The sequence below is a fragment of the Microbacterium umsixpiens genome (assembly GCF_053543675.1).
Map to the genome: position 1 here is coordinate 1 of NZ_JBLVOH010000004.1, position 10890 is coordinate 10890.

The 10890-nt window shown below is 61.1% G+C and carries 7 protein-coding genes and 2 pseudogenes; 6 read left to right on the forward strand and 3 right to left on the reverse strand.

Annotated features, from left to right (window positions below):
- From nrdE to ACNPM4_RS00400, 4 genes and pseudogenes are all read left to right on the forward strand, one after another.
- The coding region (nrdE, locus tag ACNPM4_RS00385; protein WP_448984315.1) for a class 1b ribonucleoside-diphosphate reductase subunit alpha at positions 1 to 1364 on the forward strand (1364 nt) is incomplete at its 5' end.
- A 47-nt stretch (positions 1365 to 1411) separates the two neighbouring features.
- A complete protein-coding gene (gene nrdF, locus ACNPM4_RS00390) occupies positions 1412 to 2389 on the forward strand; it encodes a class 1b ribonucleoside-diphosphate reductase subunit beta (RefSeq protein WP_017828866.1) in 978 nt (325 codons plus the stop codon).
- 1172 nt (positions 2390 to 3561) lie between these two features.
- Positions 3562 to 3690, forward strand: a pseudogene (locus tag ACNPM4_RS00395) (SEC-C metal-binding domain-containing protein); the annotation flags it as partial.
- 252 nt (positions 3691 to 3942) lie between these two features.
- A complete protein-coding gene (locus ACNPM4_RS00400; protein WP_448984350.1) occupies positions 3943 to 5127 on the forward strand; it encodes a hypothetical protein in 1185 nt (394 codons plus the stop codon).
- Positions 5128 to 5419: 292 nt separating this feature from the next.
- Here the strand turns inward: ACNPM4_RS00400 and ACNPM4_RS00405 are convergent, their stop codons facing one another.
- A complete protein-coding gene (locus ACNPM4_RS00405) occupies positions 5420 to 6706 on the reverse strand; it encodes an RES family NAD+ phosphorylase (protein WP_448984316.1) in 1287 nt (428 codons plus the stop codon).
- 235 nt (positions 6707 to 6941) lie between these two features.
- Complete coding sequence (locus tag ACNPM4_RS00410; protein WP_448984317.1) at positions 6942 to 8225, reverse strand: ComEC/Rec2 family competence protein; 1284 nt, start codon at positions 8223 to 8225, stop codon at positions 6942 to 6944.
- A gap of 347 nt (positions 8226 to 8572) precedes the next feature.
- On the opposite strand from ACNPM4_RS00410, the gene ACNPM4_RS00415 reads away from it, so the two are divergent.
- Both ACNPM4_RS00415 and ACNPM4_RS00420 read left to right on the forward strand, forming a co-directional pair.
- The gene (locus ACNPM4_RS00415) at positions 8573 to 9883 is read left to right on the forward strand and encodes a ComEC/Rec2 family competence protein (RefSeq protein ID WP_448984318.1); all 1311 of its coding nucleotides are present in this window, start codon (positions 8573 to 8575) and stop codon (positions 9881 to 9883) included.
- Between the two features lie 122 nt (positions 9884 to 10005).
- Positions 10006 to 10242: pseudogene (locus ACNPM4_RS00420) on the forward strand (ThiF family adenylyltransferase); the annotation flags it as partial.
- Here the strand turns inward: ACNPM4_RS00420 and ACNPM4_RS00425 are convergent.
- Positions 10231 to 10884: a hypothetical protein gene (locus ACNPM4_RS00425; RefSeq protein WP_448984351.1), complete on the reverse strand. Its 654-nt coding sequence runs from the start codon at positions 10882 to 10884 to the stop codon at positions 10231 to 10233. The pseudogene ACNPM4_RS00420 and the gene ACNPM4_RS00425 sit on opposite strands and share 12 nt — an antisense overlap.
- Positions 10885 to 10890 lie beyond the last annotated feature (6 nt).

Below are 10890 nucleotides of genomic sequence, written 5' to 3' on the forward strand. Positions count from 1 at the left end.
TCAACGCGCACCACCCCGACATCATGCGCTTCCTCGACACCAAGCGTGAGAACGCCGACGAGAAGATCCGCATCAAGACTCTCTCGCTGGGCGTCGTTGTCCCCGACATCACGTTCGAGCTCGCCAAGAACGACGAGGACATGTACCTGTTCTCGCCGTACGACGTCGAGAAGGTCTACGGCGTGCCGTTCGGCGACATCTCGGTCACCGAGAAGTACCGCGAGATGGTCGACGACCCGCGCATCAAGAAGACCAAGATCAACGCGCGCGAGTTCTTCCAGACCGTCGCCGAGATCCAGTTCGAGTCCGGCTACCCGTACGTCATGTTCGAAGACACGGTGAACAAGGCCAACCCGATCAAGGGTCGGATCAACATGTCCAACCTCTGCAGTGAGATCCTGCAGGTGAACACGCCGACGACGTACAACGACGACCTGTCGTACGACAACATCGGCAAGGACATCTCCTGCAACCTCGGCTCGATGAACATCGCGCTGTCGATGGATGCCGACGACCTGGGTCAGACCGTCGAGACGGCGATCCGCGCTCTCACCGCGGTCAGCGACCAGAGCCACATCGGCTCGGTGCGTTCGATCGAAGACGGCAACGACCGCTCTCACGCGATCGGCCTCGGCCAGATGAACCTGCACGGATACCTCGCCCGCGAGCACGTGTACTACGGCTCCGAAGAGGGCATCGACTTCACGAACATCTACTTCTACACGGTGCTGTTCCACGCGCTGCGTGCGTCGAACAACCTCGCCATCGAGCGCGGCACGACGTTCGACGGGTTCGAGGACTCGACCTACGCGTCGGGTACGTTCTTCGACAAGTACATCGACCAGGCGTGGGTCCCCGCGACCGAGAAGGTCAAGGAGCTCTTCGCCGGCAAGCACATCCCGACGCAGGATGACTGGGCCGAGCTGAAGGCGTCGATCCAGAAGCACGGCATCTACAACCAGAACCTGCAGGCCGTCCCGCCGACCGGCTCGATCTCGTACATCAACAACTCCACGTCGTCGATCCACCCGATCGCGTCGAAGATCGAGATCCGCAAGGAAGGCAAGCTCGGTCGCGTGTACTACCCGGCGGCGTTCATGACGAACGACAACCTGGAGTACTACCAGGACGCATACGAGATCGGCTACGAGAAGGTCATCGACACGTACGCGGCTGCCACGCAGCACGTCGACCAGGGTCTGTCGCTGACGCTGTTCTTCAAGGACACCGCCACCACGCGTGACATCAACAAGGCGCAGATCTACGCATGGCGCAAGGGCATCAAGACGATCTACTACATCCGCCTGCGTCAGCTGGCGCTCGAGGGCACCGACATGGCCGAGTGCGTCTCGTGCATGCTCTGACCCGTTGACCCGAGAACACAGCTGAACCCCGAGAGACGACGAAGAAAATGACTCCTGAAAGACTCAAGCTGGTCTCCAGCGTGCAGGCGATCAACTGGAACCGCATCCAGGACGACAAGGACCTCGAGGTCTGGAACCGTCTGGTGAACAACTTCTGGCTGCCCGAGAAGGTGCCGCTGTCGAACGACGTGCAGTCGTGGAACACGCTCACCCCCGACGAGCAGCTGCTCACCATGCGGGTGTTCACGGGTCTGACGCTGCTCGACACGATCCAGGGCACCGTGGGCGCGGTATCGCTGATCCCCGACGCGATCACGCCTCACGAAGAGGCCGTGTACACGAACATCGCGTTCATGGAGTCGGTGCACGCGAAGAGCTACTCCTCGATCTTCTCGACGCTCGCGTCGACGAAGGAGATCGACGAGGCGTTCCGCTGGTCCACCGAGAATCCAAACCTTCAGAAGAAGGCGCAGATCATCATGGACTACTACCAGGGCGATGACCCGCTCAAGCGCAAGGTGGCCTCCACCCTGCTGGAGTCGTTCCTCTTCTACTCGGGGTTCTATCTGCCGATCTACTGGTCATCGAAGGCGAAGCTGACGAACACGGCCGACCTGATCCGCCTCATCATCCGTGACGAGGCCGTGCACGGCTACTACATCGGCTACAAGTTCCAGAAGGGGCTCGAGAACGAGACCCAGGAGCGTCGCGATGAGCTCAAGGACTACACGTTCTCGCTCATGTACGAGCTCTACGACAACGAGGTGCAGTACACGCAGGACCTCTACGACGGCGTCGGTCTGACCGAAGACGTCAAGAAGTTCCTGCACTACAACGCCAACAAGGCCCTCATGAACCTGGGCTACGAGGCGATGTTCCCCTCCAGCGTCACCAACGTGAACCCGGCGATCCTGTCGGCACTCTCGCCGAATGCCGACGAGAACCACGACTTCTTCTCGGGGTCGGGCTCGTCGTACGTCATCGGCAAGGCCGAGGCCACGGAAGACGACGACTGGGACTTCTGACCCGTTGTGTGCGGCGTCGCGCATTGCGGCGCCGCACCTCGCTGAAGTTGGCGCAGCCAACCATACGTGGCACTGATTCGACAGTTGGCACAACGGTCGCAGCGCGTCTGAACTATTGAAAGTAAAGGTGGTAGCAGACATTGCGTTCGACACGTTGCTCGGCGGGCGACTCCCGTTGCGCGTCTGAGGTCTGATGCCGGTGGTTAACTCTCAGCGGCCAAGCCCTGCGTCTCTAACTGACTCGTGGCCAGACACTCCTTCCACGGATGTTGCGGGCGAAAACGCACGCTTGTTCGCTGTCACCCTGCGCCTCGCGATGGACGGCAGAAGCGTACGGTCAACCGCGGACATTGCAGGTCTGGACGAAGGAACGATCCGAAAGATCTTGTCTGGGTCCAGTTGGCCTGATCTTCGGACCATCACTTTGCTCGAAAATGCCCTTCGGCAAGCACTTTGGCCCCAGTACGGCTGGAGACCATAGCGACAACTCCCTAGCCGTGATGGGACCCTGAGCGCGTTTGAAAGTCGCCGGGTGGTCAAGACTCAGTTCTACTCGAAGGAAGGCGGCGGAGCTTCCCTAATCCGGAGCTGCGACGATGTGTCGCTGTGTCGCTGTGTCGCTGTGTCGCTGTGTCGCTGTGTCGCTGTGTCGCTGTGTCGCTTGGTCGCTGCTCAACCGTGGCCCCGTCGCGCCGATCTTGTATCGCGTCGCAAGGAAATTCGTTCGAACGGAGCGATTGACGGGTGCGTTTGCGTGCTCGCTGAAGAAGACAGTCGGCGGGTGGTAGCGCGTCCAAACCGCGTCTAGTCAAAGCGGTTGGTCATCCTTGCCCAACCCGAAGTATCGCAACGAATCAATGAGTTTCTCTGTGGACTGGCGCCTCGCGCGCCATGACCACCACTCTTTCGCCACGCGATGAGAGGGTCTTCGCCGGTGCGATTGCTGAAGCAGAGCGAACGCAACGTCGTCGCCGGGGCCGAGGTCGTCGACGCGCAGATTCGAGTCGAATCGCCGGAGACACGCGATTGTGTCATAAACGGTCGTTTTCGCGACGTATGGCGCCCAATGACGCGGATGTAGGGAAGGGGCTTCGACGTCGCACCCCACTTATCAGCGCCATTGCTGAGAAACTGAGGCCCGCCTCGCGCAAAGTGACTGCGTTCTAGCGAGGATGTGTGCAGGTCAGCGCGGAGAAGCAGTTGTTCGTCGATACCCTGTCGGAGTGAATCCGCTTGCGCCGTTTGACCGTCAGGACCCGTGTTGGTGTGGCTCGGGGAAGACCTATCGACTCTGTCACAAGCGGTTTGCTACCCCTCGTAGTCCTGCCGGCGCACCTGTGCCCCCAGACACTGGGGACTTCATAAGTCTGAGTCCCGATGTTCGTCTCGCTCGTTCCGCTCTTGGTGAGATGTTGCCTCAGGGAACGCCCATCACGATGCCATCCCCCGAGCCCGCTGCTCGCCAATTGACCTCGACCGCGTTCGAGCGCGCGGTCGCAGCTTCGACGTCAGCAGAAGAGCCTTCGGATGCGGCCGAATTGGGTCGAATCCGGGTGGCATTGCTTCGCGAGCTTTCTTCGTTACCGGACAACTCGGAGTCCGCAAAGGACAACATCGTCGAGGCGATTGCCGAGTTTGCGGTTGAGGCATGGAAGACATCCGCTGGTCTTCGTCAGATCGTCCCTCGTCGAACGATCCTATGGAACGAAGAGCTCGCGCCCAACAAGCTCATCGAAAGGACCATGCTCCTCGCAGATCACGTGCTCTACCCGGACAAATTGTTGCAGGCGCTGAGCGGGTCGTCGACGAATCGAAGGATTCGCGCCGAAGCCACTCGAGAGTTGCAGTATCAGCATCTGATACGCGCGGGCTATGCCTTGCCCATGCCGGACGGCGTAGCACAGACCACTGGAGTCATGCAGATCGAGGAGGATACGCGAGCGACTCTAGCGAACACCGAACTCGTTCAGTGGGTGAGGTCGCAACTCGTCGTCGAAGGTCCAACCGCCCGTGACGTTCTCTTTGTGAATGCCATAGACGACCTTGAGCGAAATAGTGGCATGTGGTTTCATGGGCGCATCGACCCGAGCCGGACCGATCCGGAGTCGGGAACTTTCGAGTTCAGGACGCTCGGAAGGTATGACCCCACGTTCGATTATTCGCCCTGGATCAGTCAAGTCACTGACGGTGCGGTCGCCAACTACGTGCAGCGAACCGAGCGCAGACTCGCGGTGTCGGATGTTCTTGGAGCTGAGTACGTCGCGGCCTCTCCATTCGAGGCGCGAATCCTTCAGCGCCGTGGTCGAGGTTCAGGAGGGTCAAACGCCACTCTCTGGGCTGATGTACCGGCGCTACGGGATGTGCGAGCCAGGGATCTGGCAAAGATGTTGTCTATGGAAGATGCCGTGGAGGATCTCCGGGCGCAAGTGCGGGCGGCGATGACAGCAGCACAGGATTTTGGCTCTGAGGTCTCCGCAGTGCAGGCCCTGGCGTCCGATATCGAGCGGTCGTCCCGGACTCTAGCGAAGCGAATGGCCACGTATCGTAATTTCAGTGTTGTTGCGCCTGCGGCCGCCGGTGGGCTTGGAATGGTCGTGGGGGCGGCGGGGGGAGTGTCGGGCGTCGTCGGCGCGGCGCTTGGGCTCGCCAGCGGTCTCAGCCCTGTTATCGGGGAGTACTTGAGCCAGCGCCGGGAAGCGGCTTACCTCTTCACGATGCCGAAACGTAGGCGTCGTTGATCTGCTCGGAGCGACTCGAAGATAATGTCAACCCGCGGTAGACGGGACGGTTTGATCGCAGGTGTTCGACGCGGAGGGACCCGCAGCACTTTGGGGGTACAAGTTACTGAATGTCTCCGGTTCCGGCTGTCGCGATAGCATCCGGACGATCTTCGGTCTGTCGAGTTGGCCAGCTCCAGGACCCTGGCGGGGGTCGAGCTCGGGAGAGTGGTCAGACGGTCCGCTGCTGATGTGGCGCGTAGAGTCCAAGACGGTTACGTCTGACGGTGGAATCTGACCTGACGCGGATGGGTCAGAAGTCCATGTGCATCGGGGCTTCGTCCTCCCAGGGCTCCGGCTTCTCGAGTCTCTTGACCTTGACACGGCGCTTCACTCGATGCTCGGTGACGTCGTCTCTTGAAAGCGTCAACGCGGGCTCCTTGGAAGCACGCCGTTTCTCTGTTTCGGTGGGCGGATCCGTTCGGAACTCAGGACCCGGGCCAATGAACAATGCAACGTTCTTCCCGTTCCCTGCACCGACGTGAGAGGGCCAGGCAATGCCGTCGATGCGAGTTTCTGGGACGTATCGCAGGTACTCCGCCACGACCTGAGTCGGTGCGTAGTCAACCAGCTGTCTTCCGTCGAGGAGCACGGGTGCCGTGATGTGCTTCGTGAATCGCTCCGCGAACCGCGAGAACAGCCAACGGTTTCGGCTCTCCTCATCGGTCGCAAAGATGCTTGGGAGCGTTGTGAGACTTCGGGTGAAATCGAGGACCTTCAGGTGGCGCTGCGTCACGAATCCACCCATGATCGCCACGTCGTATGGCGAGTGGAGCGCGATTTCGCCAACTGCGGTGTCGACGTCGTCGGCAGCGTAAAACAAGCTGATGCCCTTGCTGTTGAGGCGTCCCGCCTCCGCTTTCTCCGAGGGAGCCGGGCCAAGTCGCGTACTGGGCTCCGCGGCGATGGCTACACGATGGTTATCAAGTTCATCCACCATGCGCCCGCGGTACAACTTGGTTCCCCGAGGAACATCAACGAGTAATTCGGACTCGACATAGGTGAGCAACGCGTTGAGAAACTTGGCGAGGCGTGCTGGCGGCTCGTCCTCATGGCCCGGTCTGGCGGACGTCCCGATGAAGACGAATCTCGACTGTGTCTTCACGGTTTCCTGGAAGGCGGTCCAAGAGAGCGAGAATCTGTAGTCGTGGTCGTTGTAGCTCCAATATTCGCGGTCGTTAATGGCGTTCGTCAGGGCGAGGAGCACGTCGTCTACGACGACCTCTTCCAAGGCGTCGCCGGCGATGTCGTACATGACTTCGCTGTTCTCGACTAAGCCCTCAGTGGACCATGGTTCGCCGTCGTAGTACTCGATATAGCCGGGGTCCGAGTACATCCACGATGCCGCTTCCCAGACGTACTCGCCGAGGAGGTCCATCGAAACCGCGAACGGTGTTTCAGCAGCGGGTTTCACTAAACCGCAAAAGCTGCACTCGAACCCGTCTACATCAGGCAGGAGGCGCTCCCGCAACACGTCGTCGGTGACGTGTCTGATGCATAGCGTTGCGTTGATGCTGCTGAAGCCCTCGGGATAATCCACGATCAGATCATCGCATCGAGCGAAGCTGTTCGTCGAGGGTAAAGAGAGCCGGTGTCGGACGTCCGGAACGCCTTGGGGCAGCTGGGCGATGCTCCGAAACGAACGGACCGTCCGAAATCCGCAGCGCGTCGACACTGTCTCGCTCGGCCAGTCAAATCACCCTTGGGGATCTCTTAGATGGAAGGGCGTTTCGCTCTCCCGCGTCGGGCGAGGGCTGCGACGCGGAGCGTCAGTGCTAACGGATGCGCTTATCTCTCCAGCAGAAGTCGTTCTGATCCGTGCAGATGTGAACTTCAAGGTTCCGTCCCGAGAGCTCTGACAGCACGTGCGAGTGAGGATGGGCGTTGCCCGTGCCGCCGTGCGTATTGTGTGCCTGAATAGTTACGCGTCTCACGTTCGGCAATGAGTCCCAGAACGGAGCCGACGAGTCCAGTCGCGAGCCGTGGTGTGGCGCAGACGTGATGCCGACCCTATCGAGCCTGTGAGTCGTGAGAGCGACGCGGAGACCATCAACGTCTTGAGGACGAAGTAGGCCTGCGTCGCCGGTGCCGAGCCAAGCCGGCGCTATTGGGATGGCGGTCGGGGTGACCGCCAGCGGTAGCCACCCGTTTCGGAAGTGACACCATTCGTACGGCGAAGCCGGGCCCGAGTACACGCAGAGGGAGGAGAGATTGGAGCCGGTTCGAGCGCTTGATTGTCGCGTCGTCCGGGAGAGGCCTCGGTGATGCGCCAGCACGGCATCGTGGAAGTCTTTTCGCAGCATCGCGTCGCCGGCGAGGGCCACAAGCTCGTCGATGGTGCAATCCGCGACTCCCTTCCCCGTCACGCGTCTCACCGTCGCCTTGACCTTGGACGCGCCCTCGAGGACAGAGGGGATGACGTACGGCTGAAATTCCCACAGTACCTCGCGCTTAGCGGCACCACCTCGTCGGGCGACCAAGCCCCTCCCCGTCGGTGCAGGTTCGAGGAGCACCTCGTCACCGTCGAGGTCCTCCTCAGCATCGGCTGGATCCCGACTGGTCGGAGGGAGGGGGATGGGCTCCCCGTCTGCGCGAATCATTGACACCTCGGCACCCGCAAACAGATCGGTGAGGCGTCCAGCGGGATCAAGGAGCAGGCTGCCGTATGTCCCTGATGCGCCGCCCGTGTCGTCAGACGATGTCATGGCGTAGAGCGCTTCAAGCTTCGACAGCACCGGCGCCCACACCCGGGAGACTCCAATGTGCCGCTTCTTCAGTTCAGCGGCAAGATGGTCGAGCCCATTTACATGGTCGCGGTCGAAATGCGAGATGACGAGAAGGTCGATGGTCGAACCTTCAGGGATATCCCCGAGCATCCTCACGACCGCGTCTGCAAAAGCCGGCTTGGGGCTTACGCCCCTGCCCGACCCGCAATCGTAGATTAGCCGAAGCATCGAGCCCGCGCCCAAGGGTCTCGTCGGTGCGCGCAGGTGCCTCCGGAAGAAAAGCGATTGTGAATGGAAGCCGCCGTGTCCCACGCCCCACTGGTTGAGCGTCAATTCATAAGACCCCTGCCACACGACTGGTCCCCCCGGTTCTGTGCTTCGACTTCTGACATACAAGCAGATCACCAATGAGGTCGTTGAACTGGGCCGAGCAGGCTCGCTCTGCGCCGCTCGCTACAGTTCCTCATCGCGACGCTGGAGAGGGGACCGCTGCCAATGTCGGTGGCCGCTCGTACACTGAACAAAGCTGCAGTTTGCAGTCAGGCGGACAGTTGTATTGGCGGGTCTGCCGGCCTGGGGGCAGGGGCTCGTGTTCTGGGGAACGCGGGCTCACGACAATGACAGATCCTCCGCGGCAAGCCGTTCTTGAACTGGCTGTAACTCAGAAGGAGGAACAAGTAATGACCGATGCACTGCCCACACGAGGCGCTGTCTTCTGGCCCGTCGGCACCGGTGACAGCACCACACTCGTCATCAGCGAAGAACTCGTCATGCAGATCGACCTGCATGACATGGCGAAAGCTGACTCGGAAAGCTCTCCGGAGCGGCCGGTCGTCGATGAACTCGCCGCGAGCCTGCCCATCCGAGACGGCCGCCCATATCTGGCTGTGTTCGCGCTCACGCACGCAGATAAGGACCACTGCCTCGGATTCGCGGATCTGCTAGAGAAGGTCACCATCGGCGAACTATGGGCAACCCCTCGGTTGTGGCGTGAGTACCTCGACGGTGCAGAGGATGACTTGTGCGAGGACGCGCGAGCATTTCAGGAGGAGGCGGAGCGGCGGGTTGCTGCGGTTCTGTCGGACGTTGCGAACGGTAAGACGCCTGAGAGCGGTAACAGGATCATTGTTTTCGGCTACGACACGGACCACGACAAGCACGCGTACAACGAGCTTCCTGCGGAGTTCAAGAGCGGGCCCGGCAAGCCTGTCACTGCACTGGACGGCGTCGACTGCAGTGATGTCTTCGAGGCTTTCATTCATGCTCCCTTCGCGGCAGATGCGGCAGCGGCACGCAACGAGACGTCCCTCGCGATGCAGGTGACGCTCCGCGACGAGTCCGGAGTCGATGGGAAACTCTTGCTTTTCGGTGACCTCGCTCACGACACCATCATGAAGATCATGAGCTACAGCGAGGAGCACGAACGCACGGAGAAGCTGCAGTGGGACCTTCTGCTTGCTCCTCACCACTGCTCGAAAAAAGTGATGTACCTGAAGTCGGTTGATGGCACCGAGCAGCTTCTCGACGATGTGCTCGATAAGTTCGTGGAGCACCAGCGCGATGGCGCCGCTATCGTGTCCAGCAGCCACATCGTGCCGGACGCAGATAGTGACGGGGCCAATCCTCCGCACAAGATGGCGGCGGACAGGTATCGCGAGATTGCGGACGAGTTCCTGGTGACCATGGAGTGGCTCGACGTTAATCAGCCGTCACCCATCGTCTTCGGCGTCTCCGCCTCCGGAGCCGGCATCGTGCGCGATGAGACAGTCGAGCTGGCCGCATCCGCAAATCTTTCCAAGGAGGCCGCTTTCGCCCACTCGGGTTCGCGACTGGCAACAGTGCTCGCGCGCGCAAGCATCCTCGCAGGAGCCGTTGCAGCCTTCGGGGCCACGGCTGCGGCCGCCTCGGGTCCTGAGCAGGTGCGTGCGGCAACGGCTCAGGACCGTGGGGGAGAAGACGCGCCGGAGACTGCGGTCGGTTTCGGTCAGTGAACGAGCTCGCAGTCGGACAGATTGAGGCGCTCTCAACCCCCGACGGGCCTATTCAGCTGCTGTCCACCTCAGAGAAGGACGGGTGGACCTACCTTGACGTCTCTCTCGACACCCGAGGCATCATGCACGCACGTGGAGGCATTCAGGTACGTGCGCGCGAGCGATTCACGATCACGGTCCCCGAGGCCTTCCCGTTCGCAGCGCCGAGTATCTCGTCAAGGCACAGGCGTTGGGCGGGAACAGCACACGTGCAGTGGGGAAGGCACCTGTGCCTCTATGCGGCACCGTCCGTGGAATGGAACCCCGGAGATGGTCTCCGCGGTTTCCTGGATCGGCTGACGAGCTGGTTAGAGAACGCCGCCGCAGGAACGCTGGATCCAGAGGGGCAGCCTCTCCATCCGCCTGCCGTCTATCCCACCGCGTCCGCCGGCCACCTTCTGGTCAGGCCCAACCTCGGACACCTCGTGCCCTGGGCGCCCGACAACCAGGCGCAACGCACCCAGATCCTGTACGCGTGGTGTGTGATGCGGGCTCATCGCAGCGAGGTGGTCGAGTGGCTCACGTGGTTGGAAGCACTTAATCGGATCTTGGATGACGACTTCGCGCCACTCGACGCGGATGGTGATGTCTTCTTCCTGGCAACTACGACGCTGATCTCCGACCAGATCGCGTTCGAGTTCCCCAACAGAGCGCAGCCGCTCGTCGACGCTCTTGAACTCAGCGGAGTCGGCCGAGAGGACCTCCTCCACGAGCTCTCGAGAGTGCGACTTGTAAACCGCGTCATCGAGGAAAAGCTGTCGCGTAGCGGACAACTGCCGGCCATCGTCATCGTCGGGACGCCAGCACGTCGAATCGATGAGGCGCTTCTCGCTCACCTCAGTGCATGGAGGCTCGATGATACCGGGGGGAAAGTCGCAGACCTCCTCACAGCCGGGGACTTCGGCGTCATGAAAGACAAGCGAGAGGAGATGTACGAGCTCGGACGTCTCTGGGTCGAGCATTCGAAG

Coding starts and splice junctions, on each gene's coding strand:
- nrdF (WP_017828866.1), top strand. CDS start 1,412: ATGACTCCTGAAAGACTCAAGCTGGTCTCCAGCGTGCAGGCGATCAAC.
- ACNPM4_RS00425 (WP_448984351.1), bottom strand. CDS start 10,884: ATGCTCGACCCAGAGACGTCCGAGCTCGTACATCTCCTCTCGCTTGTC.
- ACNPM4_RS00415 (WP_448984318.1), top strand. CDS start 8,573: ATGACCGATGCACTGCCCACACGAGGCGCTGTCTTCTGGCCCGTCGGC.